This window comes from Klebsiella sp. HMSC09D12, from assembly GCF_001808475.1.
Classification (GTDB): domain Bacteria; phylum Pseudomonadota; class Gammaproteobacteria; order Enterobacterales; family Enterobacteriaceae; genus Klebsiella; species Klebsiella oxytoca.
In genome coordinates this window covers 50928-70291 of sequence record NZ_KV793500.1, presented here as the reverse complement: position 1 = coordinate 70291, position 19364 = coordinate 50928, and the positions used below count along the sequence as shown (strand labels likewise).

Sequence of the window (19364 nt, the reverse complement as noted above, 5' to 3'; positions counted from 1 at the left end):
TGTCCTGACGTTTAACCCCAGGTTAATTTTCCAGCAAACCACACTCAAGGAACGAGCATGCAAAAATGGAGTCAGCCCCTAATCTGGGGCATGGTTATCGCCGTCATCGGCCCGATTACCGCCAGCTATTTTGGCCTGGTGTTTATCTACTTCGGTTCGCTGACCGTGCTGGGAATCGCAGCGCTACTTTGGATCCTCTATTTTTACGCGATTTATCTGCTTTGTACGCGGCCGCACGATGAGCGCTTTGTGCAAATCTACATGCTGGTCATGAGCATTCTTATGCTGCCCTGGGGAGTGGTGCTGGTTTTTACCTTTTTTGCCAGCGCGACCACCGCCCATAACCGGCGCGTTGCCCCCAGTCACGACGAGACAAAAGAGGGCTAGCCATGCGCACGCAACCGTTTTCCTTGCCGGGAGTTCATGCTATTCTCTGTGGCCTCTAAAGCAGTGTGCAACACACCCACAGGAGTTTTAAGACGCATGTCTTCCCGCAATAATTCGGCGCGTATCGCCATCGTGATGGGGTCCAAAAGCGACTGGGCTACCATGCAGTTTACCGCAGAAATCCTTGATGCCCTGAACGTTCCGTACCATGTCGAAGTGGTTTCCGCCCACCGCACCCCCGATAAACTGTTCAGCTTCGCCGAAGGCGCGCAAGACAATGGTTTTCAGGTGATTATTGCCGGTGCGGGCGGCGCGGCGCATCTGCCGGGCATGATTGCGGCGAAAACGCTGGTGCCGGTGTTGGGCGTGCCGGTGCAGAGCGCAGCGCTGAGCGGCGTAGACAGCCTCTACTCCATCGTTCAGATGCCGCGCGGTATCCCGGTTGGTACGCTGGCTATCGGTAAAGCTGGTGCCGCCAACGCCGCCCTGCTGGCTGCGCAGATCCTCGCCCAGCACGATGCGGAACTGCACCAGCGCCTCAGCGCCTGGCGCCAGGCGCAAACCGATGAAGTACTGGATAACCCGGATCCGCGGGGTGCGGCATGAAACAAGTTTGCGTTCTCGGTAACGGCCAGCTAGGCCGAATGCTGCGCCAGGCTGGCGAACCGCTGGGTATTGCGGTCTGGCCGGTCGGTCTCGAAGCCGACCCGGAAGCAGTGCCGGTACAGCAAAGCGTGATTACCGCAGAGATTGAACGCTGGCCGGAAACGGCGCTGACCCGCGAGCTGGCGCGTCATTCCGCCTTCGTCAACCGCGACGTTTTTCCGGTTATCGCCGACCGTCTGACGCAAAAGCAGCTGTTCGATAAGCTGGCGCTCGCTACCGCGCCGTGGCAGCTTCTGGCGGAGAAAAGCGAATGGCCGACGGTATTCGCCCGTCTCGGCGAGCTGGCTATCGTTAAGCGCCGCGTCGGCGGCTATGATGGCCGCGGTCAGTGGCGTTTGCGGGAAAATGAAACCGCGCAGCTGCCGGATGATAACTACGGCGAGTGTATCGTTGAGCAGGGGATTAACTTCTCCGCCGAAGTGTCGCTGGTCGGCGCACGCGCCCGGGACGGCAGCACGGTCTTCTATCCGCTGACCCGCAACCTGCATCAGGACGGTATTTTACGCGCCAGCGTCGCCTTTCCGCAGGCCAACGCCCGCCAGCAGGCGCAGGCCGAACAGATGCTGACGGCGATCATGAATGAGCTGGGCTACGTTGGCGTGATGGCGATGGAGTGTTTTGTCACCGCTGATGGTCTGCTGATTAACGAACTGGCGCCACGCGTGCACAATAGCGGCCACTGGACGCAGAACGGCGCGTCCATCAGCCAGTTTGAGCTTCATCTGCGGGCGATTACCGATCTGCCGCTGCCGCCGCCGGTGGTCAACAGCCCGTCGGTGATGATCAACCTGATCGGTACCGATCTCAACTATGACTGGCTGAAGCTACCGCTGGTGCATCTGCACTGGTACGACAAAGAGGTGCGTCCGGGACGTAAAGTCGGTCACCTGAACCTGACCGACAGCGATACCGATCGCCTGAGCGCGACGCTGGAAGCGCTGAAGCCGCTGCTGCCGCCGGAATACGCCAGCGGTGTATTCTGGGCGCAGGCGCAGCTGGCGTAATCCAGCTCTCCATAGTCCCGGAGGCGGTGCTGCGCACCTGCCCGGGCTACCTCTCTGCCATAATCCTTCGTCAGAATCCCGGCTTGCGGCGCGCTGCGCCTTAGCCGGGCTACCAGACCAACCATCATTTGCCCCGTAGCCATTCAACAAAATCCGCAAACCGCACGAACATGTAGCCCGGGCAAGGCGCGTCGAGCGCCGCCCCCGGGGAAAGAGCGCAGGATATTTCAGCGTCTGCTTCGGCGCGTGATTTTACCTGTGCATCAGGGCTTAATGCAGGTTCCCGCCAGCCCGGCAAGGGTGTCATCGATACGCGACAGCGCCCCAATCCACGCCCGCTTGCCCCGACGGCGCACGTAGCCGCTTACCGCCGCGATTTTCGGCCCCATCGCGCCGTCGTCGCGGACAAAAGGCGCCAGCTCTTCCGGCGTCGCTTCGCGGATCGGTCGCTGCATGGGGGTGCCCCAATGTTCATATACCGCATCCGCGTCGGTCAGGATCGCCAGGCCATCGGCATCAATCTGCTCCGCCAGCAGCGCGGCAGCGAGGTCTTTATCAATCACCGCCTCTGCGCCCTGCCCGCTCTCAAGCACCGGAATTCCGCCGCCGCCGCAGCATATCACCACGTGCCCCTCACCCAGCAGACGCTCAATCGACTCGCTCTCCTCAATCCTCACCGGCGTCGGCGAAGGAACCACCCGACGCACATATTTACCGTCGCGCTTCATCCTCCAGCCGTACTCATCTTCCAGCCGTTTTTGCAGCTCCGGATCGTAAACCGGACCAATAAACTTCTCCGGCGCCGAAAAGGCCGGATCGTTTGACGAGACTGTAATGCGGGTCATCACCGTCGATACCGGCGGCATGAGTGATTCCTGCGCCAGGCGCTGGGCCAGCATATAGCCAATCATGCCCTGGCTCTCCGCGACCAGCACGTCCAGCGGATAGGGCTCAACGTCGCCGTAGGCCAGATTTTGCAGCGCCAGCAGACCCACCTGCGGCCCGTTGCCGTGCACAATGGCCAGCCGATACGTCTGCGCCAGACGCGCCAGCGCGGGAACCGCGCTATCGATATTGCGATACTGATTTTCTACGGTCAGCGCTTCCCCGCGCTGTAATAAAGCGTTGCCGCCAAGGGCAACAACCAGCGTTTTCATAAAAAGTCCTTAGATAAGATGTTGCGCCAGCCAGAATCCCAGAAGCGTGTCGGCGCCGGAGGTATGCCCCATCGCCAGCAGCGCTTCGACGGCGGGCTCGAGACGTCGTCCACGTTGCAGGGCGCAGGCAAAATGCATCAGCGGCGAAGCGAAGCGCCCCTCGCTGGCGTAGCGTAAATAGTTGACGCTCACCTGAGTGGTGGCCGCGCGCAGATCGCCGGAGGCGCGAAAAAATGCCTTTCCGCCGCAGGGTGACATGCGCCCCGAGCGCCACGCCGCCAGCATCATGCCGATCAGCATGTCGTCCAGGCTGGGCGTCAGGCCCGGCCCCTTGCCCAGCCACAGCCGCCAGTCGACGGCGTTGCCGGCCAGCGCGGAGGCAAAACAGTGGCGAAGCTGGCGCAGCTCGGGATGCTGCCGCAGTTCGATAGCCTGCGACAGCGGCCCGAACAGCCCGGTCTCCTCCGGTCGACTCATCAGCGCTGGCGAGAGATAAGCGCTTACGGATTGACAGCGGAGCCGCAGGGAGCAGCGCCTGCGCGGCGGCATCAGCAAAAGATCGCCGACCTGAATACCGTCATTCCGCGCTATCGGCGACGCCCCCGTCCGCAGCGCCGCGTGCAGCCGGATAAAATCGCGATGACGAACAACCCATCCGCCGGGGCTCACGCCCTGCCCCCGATGATGCAGCGTCAGCAGCGCGCCGCCTACAACATAGATGTTAATGGTGCGCCGCCAGAGGCCGCCGGTTCGCCACGGTTGGCGATGATCCGGCGCATCGACGCTGCCTATCAGCGGACGAATCCTCTCCATCGCGCTACCTCAGCTCACGCCCAGTTCGTCCGCCAGCGCTTCCAGCGCCTGCTCGAAACAGGCCAGCGGCGCTCTGACGGTTCCGGCGCCAATCTGGCCGATCCCCGCTTCTTTATGGGCGATCCCGGTGTTAATGAGCGGCGTAATGCCGGTTTCAACCACCCGGCGAATATCCAGTCCAAGACAGGCGCCCTGGAAATCCCAGCCAGGAATCTGCAGCTGCATATTGCGCTCAAGGAAGATTTCCGCCATCTCCTCCGAAACGGATTTTGCCGCCTCCATTCCGCCAGCGCCGACAAAGCGGGTCACCCCCGGCGCCGCAATCATCGCCGCGCCGCCGATGCCGAAGGTTTCGGTAATGGCGCTGTCGCCCATATCCGGGTTGGCCTGTTCCTGAGAGAAACCGGTAAAGAACAGCCCCTGCGGCGTATTCACCGGTGCGGTAAACCAGCGGTCGCCCAGTCCGCTAACGCGAATACCGAACATATCGCCGTTGCGGGTCATCGCGGTGACAATACTGCCGGCGCGGATCTGCGCCCCGGCATCCATCGCTGATTTGCAGTAGGCCATCGCCAGGTTGAGGAAGAACTGATCGGTGATGGCGAGAAAATCCATCACTTCGGCGATCTGTTGTTTGTCGTGGTCGAGTCGCGCCAGATGCGGTGCCAGCGTGCGCATCAGCAGCGCGGAGGTGGCGATATTGCGCTGGTGGAACTCATCGCCCATGGTGATGCCCTGCGCCATCATCGCGGTGAGATCAATGCCGCGCGTCATCTGTTTCAGCGCCGCACTGAGAACGGGCATCAGCACATCGCGCATCCAGCGCAGGCGCTGCTGCACATCTTCGCCGTAGGCGCCGAAACGCATCACCTTCCCAATGCCTTCGTTCAGGTTGCAATACGCGCGGTTACCTTCGGCGATGTTCTCCACGACCAGCATCGGCATATTCGGCGAAGTAATACCGCCCATCGGCCCTACGGCATTAACGTGGTGGCAGGGAATAAAGGTAATCTCGCCGTTTTCCAGCATCGCGTGGGCCGTTTTCTCATCCTGCGCCCAGCCTTCGAACAGGCAGGCACCAATGCAGGCCCCTTTCATCGGACCGGTCATCTCCTGCCAGCGCATCGGCGGCCCGGCGTGGAGCAGCGTTTTGTTTTGATTCAGCGCCCCGATTAAAGAACCCGCCGGCTTCACATCCAGCCAGTGCGGACGTGCATTACGAATTCGTTCTATTACTGCGTCATTGGCCTGCGCCACTGATGTAAACATAGAGACCTCTTATTGCAAACGTTCTAATAAACGAGCCAGTTTCTTATTCCCACCGGCAATCGGCGCCCACTGATAGTGAACAACCGGCGTTCCGGCGGTCTGTAAATCGAGCGCAAAGCTGCGCAGGCCAGCATTAATCACCGACACGCCGTCCAGCAGGCCGGCGCGCGGGGCAGGAGCGGCTTTCCGCGGCGGGCTAATCAGCGCGGCGGCAAGCAAGGTGGCTTCAGGCAGGCTATCGACCACGGCGATCCCCGCATCTTCAAGGACTGAAATCTGACGGGAGCGGCACTGCGGATCGCTTTCGGTTCCGGTCACCGTCGCGATAACGTGCAGCGGACTATCGTCGGCTCTGGTCGCCCACGCCCGCTGGCATGCTTCGACCAGCGAGCCGGCCGGATCGGCGGTGGCGCCGTAGCCAATCACCACGTCCAGCAGTAGTACGCCAACCTGAGTTTCCGCGCCAAGTTCGGCAATCAGCTGGTTGCGCAGGGAGGGGTCGATCATCGGATGCGGACGGCCGACAGTGTAAAAATCGTCACCAAGATCGACGACCCGGTGCCCCTGCGCGTCGAGCATCATGCCCTGCGGGTGATGCGCATCAGGGGTAATGTTCAGCCGTTCTGCCAGCAATCCTGCGGATTCAGCAGCCAGCGTACCGCCGGTGTATAAGCCGCGAATCTGCTTGCCCGCCACCGCGGGAAGGCTTGCCTGACGCCGCCCCACTCGCGCCAGCAGGCAGGCCAGACGCCCGGCCTCGTCAAGCGTGCGGGCGAACCAGACGTTTTCATCGCGGGCGATCGGCGGCGTATAGCCGAGAAATAGCGCCACCACCGGTTTCGCGCTGCGCTTCATGGCGGCGATGATCTTCAGACGCACCGCTTCGGCGGGAGGTTTAGAAACAAAGGCCAGCACCTGGCTCTGCGCATCCTGGGTCAGCATTTCCAGCGCCGTTTGCGCGCTGATGCCGCCCACTTCGGCGCTCAGATCGCGGCCGCCGAGACCGATCGCATGGCTGATCCCTTCGCCGCCGAGGACAATCTGCGAGACCAGCTCCTGAATACCGGTGCCGGACGCGCCAATAACGCCGATGTTGCCTTCCGGCGTAACGTTGGCGAAAGCCAGCGGCGTGCCGGCAATCATGGCGGTGCCGCAGTCCGGCCCCATGACCAGCAGCCCTTTGTCACGGGCGCGGGTTTTGAGCGCGATTTCATCTTCCAGCGTGACGTTGTCGGAGAAGATCATGACGTTTTTCTCGCTGCTGAGCGCCTGATGGGCAAGCTCCGCGGCGTACTCCCCGGCAACGGAAATTAAGGTCATATTGGCCTGCGGTAGCTTCTGCGTTGCGCTTTGCCAGCGGCGAACCACGCTCAGGCTCTGACTTTGCCCGCTCCCCTGCGCCAGGGCGGTAAGGGCCTCATCAAGACGGGCAGCGATCATTTGCGTAACCGACGCATCCGCGCAATCGGTGCGGATCGCCACGCAAATGTCATTTGGCGTCGCGCTGGCAAAATCGTCGTGCCAGAACCCGGTCGTTTCCAACAGCGATTTATTTGCCGGTGTGCCCATCATGACTGAAACATCATCGACATTTTCCGACTCGCTCAGCTTGCGTGAAATAATCATTAAGCTGACCGAATCCTGGAAACAGCCCTTTTTAATAAAGGCATGGATCATAATAACTCCCCAATAATTGCACCCATTGCAATTGAATGAGCATGGTTAATCTGCCATCAGGCTAACGGGATAAAATTATCGACGGCGTGACCGGAATCACATGAGAATTATTACAAGACGCTTTCAAATAAAGCCGAAGGCATTAGCCCGAGTTTTTTAATGAATAGATTAACCGGGTCCCCTCTGACAAACCCACGGTGATTATTAAATAAAATCTAACTAACTATTTTTACCAATACAGATCACAATTTAAGTTTATTTTCCCCGTATTTTATTTGGCAGTCAGGCTCTACACCGTCGTTAAAAGGAAGACAGATGAAAGTCAGTCGGGAAACACTTCATCAGCTTATTGCCAATAAGCTGAATACAGCAGGGCTTACTCGCAATCACGCGGATATCATTGCCGATGTACTGGTTTATGCCGATGCCAGGGGTATTCATTCGCACGGCGCGGTTCGCGTTGAATATTATGCGGAACGTATTTCAAAAGGCGGAACCAATCGTCATCCCACCTTCACCTTTGAAAAGAACGGCCCCTGCAGCGGTATTTTGCATGCCGATAATGCCGCCGGTCAGGTGGCCGCCAAAATGGGCATGGAGCACGCGATAGAATTGGCCAGGGAAAACGGCGTGGCCGTGGTCGGCATCCGGCGTATGGGCCACAGCGGAGCGATCTCTTACTTCACCCGGCAGGCCGCCCGCGCCGGGCTAATCGGGATTTCGCTGTGCCAGTCAGACCCGATGGTCGTGCCTTTTGGCGGGGCGGAAATCTATTACGGAACCAACCCGCTGGCCTTTGCCGCGCCCGGCGAGGGCGATGATATCATCACCTTCGACATGGCCACCACGGTGCAGGCATGGGGGAAAATTCTCGACGCCCGCTCGCGCCATGAAACCATTCCCGATAGCTGGGCGGTGGATAAAAACGGCGCGCCGACCCGCGATCCTTTTGCCGTTCACGCCCTGCTTCCGGCAGCCGGCCCGAAAGGCTACGGCCTGATGATGATGATCGACATCCTCTCCGGCATTTTGCTCAACCTCCCCTTCGGCCGCCAGGTCAGCTCTATGTACGACAATCTGAGCCAGGGACGCGAGCTGGGCCAGCTGCATATCGTCATCAACCCGGCATTTTTCTCCTCCAGCGCGCTATTCCGCCAGCATATCAGCGACACCATGCGTGAATTAAACGCCATTACGCCAGCGCCCGGATTTAACCAGGTGTATTACCCCGGGCAGAACCTGGATATCAATGAGAAAAACAGCGCCGTCAACGGTATCGAGATCGTTGATGAGATTTATGACTATCTGGTTTCGGACGCTTTATATAACCGCTCTTATGAAACCAATTCCCCGTTTGCTCAATAAATTAAAATACAGGAGTTGCGTATGGCTCATTATTTTCGACAGGCAATAGAAGAGACATTGCCCTGGCTTTCCTCTTTCGGCGCCGACCCGACCGGGGGCATAACCCGCCTGCTCTATTCGCCAGAATGGCTGCAGGCGCAGCAGGCATTCAAACAAAGAATGAGCGAAAGCGGACTGGAAACGCGCTTTGATGAAGTGGGCAATCTCTATGGTCGCCTGCCCGGCACGCGCTTTCCCGATGAGGTTATCCTCAGCGGTTCGCATATTGATAGCGTCGTTAACGGCGGCAATCTTGACGGCCAGTTCGGCGCACTGGCGGCCTGGCTGGCGGTTCGCTGGCTAAAAGAGACCTACGGGGCGCCGCTGCGCACCGTGGAAGTGCTGGCGTTAGCGGAAGAAGAAGGTAGCCGCTTCCCTTACGTCTTCTGGGGCAGCAAAAATATCGTCGGCATCGCTAATCCAGCGGACGTACGCGAAATTAAAGACGCTAAAGGCGTGGCGTTTATCGATGCCATGAAGCAGTGCGGTTTCAGCCTACCCGCCGCTCCGCTGGCACCGCGCCGGGATATTAAAGCCTTCGTAGAGCTGCATATTGAGCAGGGTCGCGTGCTGGAAACCAACAAGCAGTCTATCGGCGTGGTCAACGCCATAGTCGGACAGCGTCGCTACACCATCACCCTCACCGGCGAGTCTAACCATGCCGGCACGACGCCAATGGGCTACCGTCGCGATACCGTCCACGCCTTTAGCCGTATCTGCTGCGAATCTATCGCCAAAGCAAAAGCCCACGGTGACCCGCTGGTGCTCACCTTCGGTAAAGTCGACCCGCAGCCGAATACCGTCAACGTGGTACCGGGCAAAACCGTCTTCACTATGGACTGCCGCCATACCGATGCTCTGGAGTTAACGGCATTTACTGAGGTCATTGAGGCCGATATGCGGCGGATCTGCCAGGAGATGGATATCGGCATTGAGATCGACCTGTGGATGGATGAGGCTCCGGTTCCCATGGATAAGAAGCTGGTGGCCCAGCTCACCGCGCTTTGTGAAAAAGAGAAGGTGAATTTCCGCGTGATGCACAGCGGCGCGGGACACGACGCGCAGATATTCGCTCCCTGCTTCCCGACCTGCATGATCTTTATGCCGAGCATCAAAGGCATCAGCCATAACCCGGCGGAAAGCACGCATATCGAGGATCTGGCGGAAGGCGTAAAAACGCTCGCCTTAATGTTGCATCAACTGGCCTGGACTGAATAAGGAAACGATCATGGGTTATTTAAATAATGTGCTTGGCTATCGCGATGATTTACTGGCCAGCCGTTCCATCGTGCGCCACGGCAATTACGCGCTGCTGACGCCAGACGGTCTGGTCAAGAACGTTATTCCGGGTTTTGAACATTGCGATGTGACTATTTTGTCAACGCCGAAATTAGGCGCCACCTTTGTTGATTATCTGGTCACGCTGCATGAAAACGGCGGTCATCAAAGCGGTTTTGGCGGCGAAGGCATCGAAACCTTCCTGTATGTGATTAAGGGAGAAATCATCGCCGGGGCTCAGGGTAAATCCTTCGCGCTGACCGAAGGCGGTTATCTTTACTGCCCGCCGGGTGAGCGGATGACTTTCAGTAATAACCATTCAGCCGATAGCCAGCTCTTCCTCTATAAGCGCCGCTATATTCCGACAGAGGGCCATGCGCCTTATCTGGTCACCGGCAACGTCAGCCAGCTGGAGCGTATTCATTATGAAGGAATGGAAGACGTTATTCTGATCGATTTCCTGCCAAAAGAGCTGGGCTTCGATATGAATATGCATATTCTCTCTTTCGCACCGGGGGCCAGCCACGGCTACATTGAAACCCACGTCCAGGAGCATGGCGCCTATATTCTCTCCGGCCAGGGAGTGTATAACCTCGACAACAGCTGGGTTCCGGTCAAGCAAGGCGATTATATCTTTATGGGCGCTTACTCCCTGCAGGCGGGATACGGCGTCGGACGGGAAACGTTCAGCTACATCTATTCAAAAGACTGCAACCGCGACGTTGAGATCTGATGGCTGACAAGCTGCAAACGTTACTATTGCCCGCTGACGCGGGCCTACGGATTCAGTACAACTTTTTGCTATCGTCAATTTCGTAGGCCGGGTAAGGCGCCAGCCGCTAAAAAGCGGGCGCAGTGTTCAAAACAGGTTGGTTATCAAACGCCCAGAATTCACTTTTTTGTTTAGCTATGTTGGATTTTGCCACGGTGTGAACCGTGGCATTTTTTATTCAGGCAGGCAGCGTCTGGCCAAGCTTGATGGCGCAGGCGATATTGCGCGCGCAGGCGTAAAGATTCTGCTCGCCGCGATCCAGCACCTCGGCCAGCGGCGCCAGCGCGGGAAGAATGCTAAAGACCGCATCAATACCATGCTGATGCACCGCTTCGACGCCGTCACCCAGCACGCCGGCGATGCCGATAACCGGAATGCCGTGCTTTTTGGCGATCCGCGCCACGCCAACCGGCGCTTTGCCGCTGACGGTTTGCGAATCCATACGCCCTTCGCCGGTGATCACCAGGTCCGCATCGCGCAGCGCCTCCTCCAGATGAACCGCCTCCAGCACAATATCGATGCCCGATTTCAGCGTGGCGTTAAGGAATACGCGAGCCGCCGCGCCCATCCCGCCGGCCGCGCCGCCGCCGACCATCGCCGTCACATCCTGACCGGTTGCCGCCAGCAGCACCTGAGCGTAATTTTCTAAACCGCGCTCCAGAACGGCGACCATGCCTGCGCAGGCCCCTTTTTGCGGGCCAAAGACCGCCGCCGCGCCGCGTTCGCCGAGCAGCGGATTATCCACATCGCAGGCTACGTCAATCCGGCACTCGCGAAGCCGCGGGTCGAGATCGCGTAAATCAACGTTGACCAGCCGCTCTAACGCTCCGCCGCCGAGGCCGACGCTCTCGCCGCGTTCATCAACAAAGCGTGCTCCCAGCGCCTGAGCCATCCCCATTCCGCCGTCCACCGTGGCGCTGCCGCCAATACCGAGAATTATGTGACGGACGCCGGCGTCCAGCGCATGGCGAATCAGCTCACCGGTGCCGTAGCTGGTGGCCTGCAGGGGGTTGCGTTCGTCGGGGGGAACCAGCATGAGTCCGCTGGCCGCCGCCATCTCAATAAACGCGGTGTGTCCGTCGCCGCTCAGGCCATAGAAAGCGCCGACAAAATCGCCCATCGGCCCCATGACCGGCAGCATCACCATTTTACCCTCGGTGGCCTCAACCATTGCCTCCACCGTCCCCTCGCCGCCGTCGGCGATCGGCAGACAGATGCACTCTGCCTGCGGGAAAATAGAGGTAAAGCCCGCCTTAATCGCCTGGGCGCAGCGGCTGGCGCTTACGCTTTCTTTGAAAGAGTCCGGTGCAATAATTATTTTCATGGTTCATCCTTTTTAATGTCATTACTTAATACGATCCCAGGGAATGAGATTTTCCATCACCACCGCCAGCAGCACGCCGATTAATAAGCCGTTGCCTAATAGCGGTCGAATTGTCAGGGGCAGCGTCTGGAGATAGACCGGCGGCAGGCCCATTAAAAAGATGCCGATAAATAACGGCAGCGCCAGCCGGTAGATATTTCGTGCGGTGAAGGTGATTTGTTTACTGAAAGATAAGCTGGAATATAACAACGGAAGATAGGAGACCAGCATGACCGCGCTGCTAATCGGCAAAGGCAGCGTGGTAAAAAAGTGGGTCAGCGGCGTAAATAGTCCCACCAGCAGGCAGCACAGGCAGCCGATAATAAACGGCTGGCGAGAAGTCTCTCCAGTTTGGGTTAATAAACCTATCGATGAAACAAAAGGCGAAAACGGCACCACGCTGAGCGGAACCGTTATTAAGGTCATCAGGCCGGAGATAATAAAGCTTCGTCGGTAGCGGGTATTGCTGGCGCCCTGCTGGGGATAAAAAACGTCGCTACCGCGAATTGCGCCGTAGGTATTCGTAATATTCACCAGCCCCGCCAGCAGCGCCGTCAAAATAATGCCGGGGCGTAGCTCCCCGCCGTAGCCAAGTGGAAACCACTGCCAGTGAATCGGCCCGGATGCCATCGTGGCGGGCGGAGTGCGAAACAGCAGGTACCAGCCAGCCCAGCCTACGAGGGTGCCAAACAGCAGGGCATAGCGAGCAATGCCATCCGGAAGAAAAATGATCATCCCCAGCACCAACAGCATCACCGCCAGCGCCAGGCTAAACGGCGCCAGCTGAACGCCCACGTTAGCCTGGGTCGAACTGAAAGGCAGCCCGAGCATGCCTTTAAAAAAGATCGTGGTGAGCTGCGCGCCGAGCAGCAGCATAAAAAAGACCATGACCGTCGGGCTGAAGAGCTTCGCCAGGCGGTGACCGATGCCGCTCACGCCGATGATGATGGTGAATATCGCCGACAGAGAGATGCCAACCGCCAGGCTTGACGCAATGCTGGCAAATGGAGTGCCGCGCGCGGCTTCACCGACGGTGACGGTCAGGATAGTGCTCCACCATAGTCCCGTAGGCCCTTCCATAATCGCCCGACGATGGCCCAGCAGCGCCTGCGCCAGGCAGGCCAGCCCGGTGGTGATAAAACCGTACTGAGTCAGCGTAATCAGCGCGCTGGCGGGCAGCTGAAAAGCAGACTGTAATGTCGGCGGTACCACGACGGTGTTGCAGAAAATAAAGAAGAACCATTGAAATCCCGCCAGGGTGTTTCGTTTATTGAGCGGAAATACCACCATGATTGAATCCTGAAAAAGCGCCTGCCGTTAAACAGGCGCTGAGCATGGAATGGGGCAAGTGATTCCCCGGGTCGCGGCTTGCGCCTTATCCGGGCGACAAATCGGCTCGTAGCCCGGAGAAGGCGTTTACGCCGCAAGCCGGGAATTCACCGGATCCCCGTTACTGCTGATGCTTAAGGATAAATTTCCCCTTCGGCGCGTGCGGGAAGCCCTGCTCGCTGTCATAGATCACATCGCCGCGCAGGAGGGTTCTGGCGATCCGCGCGCCAATCGTACGGCCTACGTAAGGGCTGACTTTATGGCGATATTCAAGGTCTTCCGCCTGCAGAACGTAGCTGCTGTTCGGCTGAATAAACACCAGGTCGGCGTCTTTGCCCGGCGCGATGCGGCCCTTATGCTTCAGGCCGAAAATATCCGCGGCGTTGGTCGCCATCAGGCGAGCAAACTGCGGCAAAGGCATACCGCGCTTCTGGACCGCTTCATCGAACATGACGTCCATACAGTTTTGCAAACCGGCAATCCCGCCCCAGGCCTGCATGATATTGCCCGCCTTCATTTCCGGCGGGCACGGAGAGTGGTCGGACACCAGGCAGTCGATCTCACCGTTGAATAGCTTTTCCCACAGCCCTTTCTGATTTTCCGCGTCGCGGATCGGCGGAGAGCATTTCGCCAGGGTGCCAATCTTTTCAAACTGTTCGGTATCCAGTACAAAGTAGTGCGGGCAGGATTCGCAGGTGACATCCTGACCTTCCTGACGGGCGCGCGTCACTTCGGCGACCCCTTCCGGGCTGCTGACGTGGCACACGTGCAGGCGGCAACCGGCGACCTTCGCCAGATACAGAACGCGGCGGATCGCCTCAACTTCGGTGAATACCGGACGGGAGGCGACGTAATCATGGGCGGTCACGCGCCCTTCTCTTTTCGCCTCTTCGCCCAGCTCATCGCAGATCAGCGCGTTTTCGCAGTGCACCAGTACCGTCTGCTTCATCTCGGCCAGCTTTTGTACGCCTTTGAAGAACTGCCAGTCGTTAACGTCGCGGAAGTCATTGTCAATCCCGCGATCGCCGCAGGTCGCGACGAAGCATTTGAACCCCACCACGCCCACTTCATCCAGCTCGTGCAGCCGGTCAAGGTTATAGGAGACCAGGCCGCCAAGCTGCGCGGCATCGATGGTCAACTTGCCTTTCGCGGCGTCGAATTTCAGCTCAATGGTCTCTCGATCGACGGTGGCCGGCAGCTGGTTCAGCGGCATTTCGATCATCGTAGTGATGCCCCCTTTTGCCGCCGCGCGGGTACCCGTTTCGTATCCTTCCCAGTGGGTACGACCCGGCTCAGAGATGTGCGTATGCGCATCGACCATCCCCGGCGAAACGATCAGCCCCGTGGCATCCATGATCTGCTTCGCGTCCCCCAGGTTTTCACCGATAGCGGCAATTTTGCCGTCAGCAACCGCGATATCGACCACCCGGGATTCGTTTTCCAGAATGACGGTGCCGTTTTTAATGATTAAATCAAAAGACATATAAAACTCCTTGTATGTGTACAGACGATTAAGCCGCCATACTTCTGTTTGCAGCCACGTACACCGCAATACCAATGGCTTTGGCTCTTGAAGCTTCATCCATGAAATAAACTTTCCTGGTTGTAATAAAATCAATTCACAGCATTGGGGCGCGCCAGGTTATTCGGCTGGGCCCGTTTTTTCAGCAAGGCGTAGGCGGCAAAAGCGACAATAACACCAACAAACCACGACACGCGGGAGAACGGTTCGAGCAGCGGGATAAATTTTCCGCCGAGCGATAAAATAACCGCCACAATCGTTACCAGGAATGCGGTAACGTTAAATCCATTATCGAAATATTTATAATCTCCAGGTGCGGTGTAAAGTTCATCAAGATTAATTTGCCCACGCATGACGATAAAATAGTGCGCCATCATTACGCCAATAACCGGACCCAGCATGCCGCCGATAATATCGAGAAAAAGATAAATACTGTCCTGATTTTCCATTAATTTCCAGGGGCAGATCAGCAGGCTAATAATACTGGCAATCAGCACGCCGTTTTTATAGGTCAGTTTCGTGGGAGCAATCGCCGCAATTTGATAGCCCGCAGGAATAATATTACCGGTGGCGTTGGTGGAGATCGTGGTCATTAATATCACCAGCACCGCAAAGAACGAGGCAAACAGGCTGTCCCATTTCTGCACAATATCCAGTACGTTCCAGGTATCCATACCGTAATGGATACTGGCACCGGCGATAATGCACACTCCGGCCACCGCGAACAGAATATAGGCCACCACTAAGCCAAGGGTTTGCCCAACGGCCTGCTCGCGAAACGAACGCGCGTTCTGGGTAAAGTCCGAGGCGCTCACCGCCGGCGCGGCCCAGACGGCAACGACCGCATTGATAACGACCAGGAACAGGAAGCCGGTATGCTCCGCTTTCGCCACCCCGGTCGGCAGATAGTCAAGGATCGGACCGATCCCGACCAGCGAGATAGCCCAGATAGCCATGCCGCCGAAGACAATATAGATGCAGGGATTGAGGATTGCGGTAAATTTATTGAGAACTTTTCCGCCGCCGAAACCAATCGCCACATTAATCAGCCAGAAAACCAGAAAGGCGATCATCCCCGGCAACGACAGTCCCAGCAGCTTAAAATCACCGCCGAGCGTCAGAAACTCGGGCCACAGTTTGCCTAATAAGATCAGGAATGCCAGCGAGCCGGCATAGCATTGCAAACCAAACCACATAATTGCCGCAATGCCGCCTCTGAGCAGGCCGGGTAATAATGCCCCACGCACACCATAAGAAGCTCTTAATATCATTGCGAAGGGGACGCCGTATTTACTTCCGGCAGCACCATTAAACACCATAACCAGGGCAATAATAAAAGCACTCAATATTATCGCCATCATTATACTAAACGTTGATAGCCCGAGAATAAAAAAACCACCAACCATTACATAATTAGGCACGTTGTGTACGGAGCCCATCCATAAGGTAAAATAGTTAAATGTTTTCCAGTTACGCTGCGAGGCTACTTTGGGCAGTAGATCGTCGCTGTAACCCCTGGCTTTGTACAGGTCTTGAGTTTGTTCCATAATTCCCTCTTAATACGCATCGGATTACGTTTGTAGGTTTAGCTATGTGGAACAACAAATTTTAATTATTTATTTTTTATTATACTGGGATTGTCTTTGACTGTATTTTGTTCTTACGCAAGGTAATTAGCGCAAACAGTATCGTTCCGGTAATAACCAACCCGGCAGACATCACAAAACTAATTTCTTTTGAACCGGTCAGGTCGGAAATAAAACCGGTGAGCGTCGGTGCGACCACCGCCGAACTCATGCCAAAGAAATTAAACAAGCTAAAGGCGCGGCCTAATGTTTTCGCTGACGCCTGTTCGGAAACGAACGAGATAAGAATCGGGTCAACGGCCATTTTGCCCAGTAGTCCGTACAGCACCAGGCTAATCATCAGCATGGTGGTATTCGGCGAGAGAACGGTAAACATCAGCATGGCCGCAGCGACAATCTCCAGCCCGAGAATCACTTTGACTTTACTGTCGCGGAACTTATCCGAGAGATGGCTGAAGAACAGCGCGCCCGGCACCCCGACCACCGCCACCAGCGCGGAAGCAAAACCAATGGCGCCGCCGTCAAAGCCGCGTTCGGTCTGAAGATAAGAAGGCAGCCAGGTGACGATCAGGTAGTAGCCGTAGCAGGTGCAGAAATAGAGAAAGTAGACGCTGCACAGCAGCGGCGAAAACAGCGGCGCCGATTTCTCTTCAGCGACCGGAGCGGCAGTCGCTGCGCCAGGCTTATTCTCCGCTACGGCGGGCTCTTTTAGCTTGCGGCGAATCACCAGGGTAAACACGCAGAGCATCACCACCAGGATCGCGGCGACGATAAACAAGACATTTTGCCACGCCATATGCATGCTTTTGACCAGAATGCTTGAGCCAATCAGGCCAATCCCCATGCCGATGGCGGAGCCGCTGTTGATGATGGCGTTCGCCAGCGCCCGGCGTTCCTGCGGCACATTGGCCGAGGAGAGCGAATAGGCGGAGCTAAAAAACGACGCGCAACCAGCGCCGGCCAGCAGCGAGCCGATATAAATCAGCGTCAGGTTTCCCGCATTAGCAATACTCAACGTACCAATAATAAACAGCGAGAAACCGCACATCAGCATAATTTTTTGTCCCAGCTTATCGACCAGAATGCCGCAGGGGATCTGCATTCCGCAATAGGCCAGAAAATAGAAGCTGGCAATCGCGCCGATTTCAGCATTACTGACGTTACCTAAGGACGCCTGAATTTCCGGATAAATAGGTGTTAATACGGTACGATAAATCCATATTGCCACCCAGCCCAGACTCATGACCACGACTATTTTCTTCCAATAGTCGATACCCGTTTTATTGATAGTATCCATAAATTCACCCGTGAGGTTTAAAAAACGCTGCCGGAACCGGCAGCATTTTCTTATTACGATATTTTATGATTTGCCATTAATTCCAGCGCCTGAACTAAAGACGAGTGGTCTAATTCACTACCACCGTTGGCGGCACAAGTGTTAAATAACTCCTGACAGGTTGCCGTATTCGGTAAATTAAGCGCCAGTGCTTTCGCGCTCTGCAATGCCAGATTAAGATCCTTCTGGTGCAGGGAAATTTTAAAGCCGGGATTAAACGTCCGGTTCAACATTCTTTCGCCATGCACTTCCAGAATACGCGAGGAGGCAAAGCCGCCCATCAGCGCCTGACGCACGCGAGCGGGATCGGCTCCGGCTTTAGACGCGAAAACCAGCGCCTCGGACACTGCTTCAATATTCAGCGCGACGATAATCTGATTGGCGACTTTGCAGGTCTGACCGTCGCCATTACCGCCTACGAGGGTGATGTTTTTACCCAGAATATCAAACAGCGGTTTCACGCGGGCAAAGACGTTTTCATCGCCGCCGACCATAATTGAGAGCGTGCCTTCACGCGCGCCGATTTCGCCGCCGGATACCGGAGCATCCAGATAATCCGCGCCCAGGTCGCGCACCTGCTGCGCAAACCGCTTGGTTTCAATCGGCGAGATAGAGCTCATATCCACAATGGTTTTCCCCTTCAGCGCCGCTTTGGCGCAGCCGCGCTCGCCAAACAGAACGTCGGCAACCTGTGGGGTATCCGGAACCATGATGAAAATAATCTCCGACTGCGCCGCAACCTGCTCGGCGGTAGCCAGATGCTGCGCGCCTTGCTTGAGCAGGTCGTCAGCAACCGGGCCGATGGTAGTAACGTGCAGAACGTGGCCTGCCCTGGCAAGTCGGAGCGCCATCGGGGTGCCCATAATACCCAGACCAATAAATCCCAGTTTCATAAGTTTCCTCTCAGAATTTCTGTTTCGATTTACCCGGGCAATAGTTATCCCTTCCTGTTGTCAGGAAATAAAACCCCTGCGTCTGGAATAATAAATACTGCCCAAAGATAAATTAAAAATTAGCGGTAGTGATTAAACCATGTCAAACCCGCTTCGGTGGTGGTCAGCGGTTTATATTCGCAGCCCACCCAGCCGTCATAGCTTGATCTATCAATAAATTTAAAAAGATAATCGTAATTAATTTCACCGGTCCCCGGCTCACCGCGATTCGGATTATCAGCAATCTGTAAATGACCAATACGGTTAGCATAAGTTTGCATCGTATGGGTTAACTCCCCCTCCATCCGCTGCATATGATAAATATCGTACTGAATTTTCAGATTATCGCTGCCGACCTCATCAATAAGCGCCAGCGCCTGATGAGTGGTATTCAGATAAAAGCCCGGCATATCGAAGTAATTAATCGGTTCGATCAGCAGCAGAATACCTTCCTGCGCCAGCGCGGCAGCGGCAAAACGTAAATTCGCCACCAGCGTGGAACGAATATGATCCTCGCGGTAGCCAGGCGGGGTTTTACCCACCAGGCAGTTGATTTTGCGATTGCCCAGCGCTTTGGCATAGCGGATTGCGGCATCCACGCCTTCGCGGAACTCCGCTTCGCGACCGGGAATACAGGCTATGCCGCGCTCTCCCGCCGCCCAGTCGCCGGCGGGTAAGTTATGTAAGGTATGCTCCAGCCGGTTGTCGCTCAGCTTTTGCTTTAATACCTCGGGCGCATAATCATACGGGAACATAAACTCAACGGCGCGAAAACCGCAGGCCGCCGCTTTCTCAAAACGATCCAGAAAATCATATTCCAGAAATAACATCGAAAGGTTGGCTGAAAAGCGCAACATAGGTTCACCTCA

At 56.7% G+C, this 19364-nt stretch carries 17 protein-coding genes; 6 read left to right on the top strand and 11 right to left on the bottom strand.

Annotated elements, in window-relative coordinates; genetic code table 11:
* Positions 1-57: 57 nt before the first annotated feature.
* The 3 genes from HMPREF3178_RS21150 (at position 58) to purK (ending at position 2057) form a co-directional block, all read left to right on the top strand.
* Positions 58-387, top strand: a complete 330-nt coding sequence (locus HMPREF3178_RS21150; protein ID WP_004099771.1) for a hypothetical protein — start codon at positions 58-60, stop codon at positions 385-387.
* Between the two features lie 96 nt (positions 388-483).
* Positions 484-993 (top strand): 5-(carboxyamino)imidazole ribonucleotide mutase, encoded by a 510-nt coding sequence (gene purE, locus HMPREF3178_RS21145; protein WP_004111077.1) that lies wholly within the window; start codon positions 484-486, stop codon positions 991-993.
* Positions 990-2057 carry a 5-(carboxyamino)imidazole ribonucleotide synthase gene (gene purK / locus HMPREF3178_RS21140; RefSeq protein WP_016808734.1) on the top strand — a complete coding sequence of 356 codons (1068 nt, stop codon included), beginning with the start codon at positions 990-992 and terminating at the stop codon, positions 2055-2057. The genes purE and purK overlap by 4 nt, the downstream gene beginning before the upstream one ends.
* Positions 2058-2320: 263 nt before the next feature.
* Here the strand turns inward: purK and HMPREF3178_RS21135 are convergent, their stop codons facing one another.
* Genes HMPREF3178_RS21135 through HMPREF3178_RS21120 form a run of 4 tightly spaced genes read right to left on the bottom strand, consistent with a single transcriptional unit; the run spans position 2321 to position 6973 of the window.
* Positions 2321-3214, bottom strand: a complete 894-nt coding sequence (locus HMPREF3178_RS21135; protein WP_016808732.1) for a carbamate kinase — start codon at positions 3212-3214, stop codon at positions 2321-2323.
* Between the two features lie 9 nt (positions 3215-3223).
* Entirely contained in the window at positions 3224-4027 is an 804-nt protein-coding gene (locus HMPREF3178_RS21130; RefSeq protein WP_017146472.1) for an oxamate carbamoyltransferase subunit AllH family protein, read from the bottom strand.
* Positions 4028-4036: 9 nt separating this feature from the next.
* The gene (locus HMPREF3178_RS21125) at positions 4037-5296 is read right to left on the bottom strand and encodes a YlbE family protein (RefSeq protein WP_004099762.1); all 1260 of its coding nucleotides are present in this window, start codon (positions 5294-5296) and stop codon (positions 4037-4039) included.
* Positions 5297-5305: 9 nt separating this feature from the next.
* A complete protein-coding gene (locus HMPREF3178_RS21120) occupies positions 5306-6973 on the bottom strand; it encodes an acyl-CoA synthetase FdrA (RefSeq protein WP_004099761.1) in 1668 nt (555 codons plus the stop codon).
* A 315-nt stretch (positions 6974-7288) separates the two neighbouring features.
* Between HMPREF3178_RS21120 and allD the strand changes: the two genes are divergently transcribed.
* The 3 genes from allD to allE are packed head-to-tail and all read left to right on the top strand — an operon-like array spanning position 7289 to position 10388.
* The gene (allD, locus tag HMPREF3178_RS21115) at positions 7289-8338 is read left to right on the top strand and encodes an ureidoglycolate dehydrogenase (protein WP_004111070.1); all 1050 of its coding nucleotides are present in this window, start codon (positions 7289-7291) and stop codon (positions 8336-8338) included.
* 21 nt (positions 8339-8359) lie between these two features.
* Entirely contained in the window at positions 8360-9595 is a 1236-nt protein-coding gene (allC, locus tag HMPREF3178_RS21110; RefSeq protein WP_004099758.1) for an allantoate deiminase, read from the top strand.
* A 10-nt stretch (positions 9596-9605) separates the two neighbouring features.
* Complete coding sequence (gene allE, locus HMPREF3178_RS21105; RefSeq protein WP_004111069.1) at positions 9606-10388, top strand: (S)-ureidoglycine aminohydrolase; 783 nt, start codon at positions 9606-9608, stop codon at positions 10386-10388.
* A 217-nt stretch (positions 10389-10605) separates the two neighbouring features.
* Here the strand turns inward: allE and glxK are convergent, their stop codons facing one another.
* The 7 genes from glxK to hyi form a co-directional block, all read right to left on the bottom strand.
* Entirely contained in the window at positions 10606-11751 is a 1146-nt protein-coding gene (glxK, locus tag HMPREF3178_RS21100) for a glycerate 3-kinase (protein WP_004111068.1), read from the bottom strand.
* 21 nt (positions 11752-11772) lie between these two features.
* A complete protein-coding gene (locus HMPREF3178_RS21095) occupies positions 11773-13080 on the bottom strand; it encodes a uracil/xanthine transporter (RefSeq protein WP_004099755.1) in 1308 nt (435 codons plus the stop codon).
* Positions 13081-13240: 160 nt separating this feature from the next.
* Positions 13241-14602 (bottom strand): allantoinase AllB, encoded by a 1362-nt coding sequence (gene allB / locus HMPREF3178_RS21090; protein ID WP_004099754.1) that lies wholly within the window; start codon positions 14600-14602, stop codon positions 13241-13243.
* 131 nt (positions 14603-14733) lie between these two features.
* Positions 14734-16188, bottom strand: a complete 1455-nt coding sequence (locus tag HMPREF3178_RS21085; RefSeq protein WP_004099750.1) for an allantoin transporter — start codon at positions 16186-16188, stop codon at positions 14734-14736.
* A 79-nt stretch (positions 16189-16267) separates the two neighbouring features.
* Positions 16268-17524, bottom strand: coding sequence for an MFS transporter (locus HMPREF3178_RS21080; protein ID WP_004099748.1), 1257 nt, complete (start codon positions 17522-17524; stop codon positions 16268-16270).
* Positions 17525-17577: 53 nt separating this feature from the next.
* Entirely contained in the window at positions 17578-18456 is an 879-nt protein-coding gene (glxR, locus tag HMPREF3178_RS21075) for a 2-hydroxy-3-oxopropionate reductase (RefSeq protein ID WP_004099746.1), read from the bottom strand.
* Positions 18457-18575: 119 nt separating this feature from the next.
* On the bottom strand, positions 18576-19352 hold the full coding sequence (gene hyi, locus HMPREF3178_RS21070) for a hydroxypyruvate isomerase (protein ID WP_004099744.1): 777 nt from the start codon (positions 19350-19352) through the stop codon (positions 18576-18578).
* Positions 19353-19364 lie beyond the last annotated feature (12 nt).

Bases quoted from the DNA above. Each gene is read 5' to 3' on its own strand.
- HMPREF3178_RS21150 (WP_004099771.1), top strand. From the start codon at position 58: ATGCAAAAATGGAGTCAGCCCCTAATCTGGGGCATGGTTATCGCCGTC.
- purE (WP_004111077.1), top strand. From the start codon at position 484: ATGTCTTCCCGCAATAATTCGGCGCGTATCGCCATCGTGATGGGGTCC.
- purK (WP_016808734.1), top strand. From the start codon at position 990: ATGAAACAAGTTTGCGTTCTCGGTAACGGCCAGCTAGGCCGAATGCTG.
- HMPREF3178_RS21135 (WP_016808732.1), bottom strand. From the start codon at position 3,214: ATGAAAACGCTGGTTGTTGCCCTTGGCGGCAACGCTTTATTACAGCGC.
- HMPREF3178_RS21130 (WP_017146472.1), bottom strand. From the start codon at position 4,027: ATGGAGAGGATTCGTCCGCTGATAGGCAGCGTCGATGCGCCGGATCAT.
- HMPREF3178_RS21125 (WP_004099762.1), bottom strand. From the start codon at position 5,296: ATGTTTACATCAGTGGCGCAGGCCAATGACGCAGTAATAGAACGAATT.
- HMPREF3178_RS21120 (WP_004099761.1), bottom strand. From the start codon at position 6,973: ATGATCCATGCCTTTATTAAAAAGGGCTGTTTCCAGGATTCGGTCAGC.
- allD (WP_004111070.1), top strand. From the start codon at position 7,289: ATGAAAGTCAGTCGGGAAACACTTCATCAGCTTATTGCCAATAAGCTG.
- allC (WP_004099758.1), top strand. From the start codon at position 8,360: ATGGCTCATTATTTTCGACAGGCAATAGAAGAGACATTGCCCTGGCTT.
- allE (WP_004111069.1), top strand. From the start codon at position 9,606: ATGGGTTATTTAAATAATGTGCTTGGCTATCGCGATGATTTACTGGCC.
- glxK (WP_004111068.1), bottom strand. From the start codon at position 11,751: ATGAAAATAATTATTGCACCGGACTCTTTCAAAGAAAGCGTAAGCGCC.
- HMPREF3178_RS21095 (WP_004099755.1), bottom strand. From the start codon at position 13,080: ATGGTGGTATTTCCGCTCAATAAACGAAACACCCTGGCGGGATTTCAA.
- allB (WP_004099754.1), bottom strand. From the start codon at position 14,602: ATGTCTTTTGATTTAATCATTAAAAACGGCACCGTCATTCTGGAAAAC.
- HMPREF3178_RS21085 (WP_004099750.1), bottom strand. From the start codon at position 16,188: ATGGAACAAACTCAAGACCTGTACAAAGCCAGGGGTTACAGCGACGAT.
- HMPREF3178_RS21080 (WP_004099748.1), bottom strand. From the start codon at position 17,524: ATGGATACTATCAATAAAACGGGTATCGACTATTGGAAGAAAATAGTC.
- glxR (WP_004099746.1), bottom strand. From the start codon at position 18,456: ATGAAACTGGGATTTATTGGTCTGGGTATTATGGGCACCCCGATGGCG.
- hyi (WP_004099744.1), bottom strand. From the start codon at position 19,352: ATGTTGCGCTTTTCAGCCAACCTTTCGATGTTATTTCTGGAATATGAT.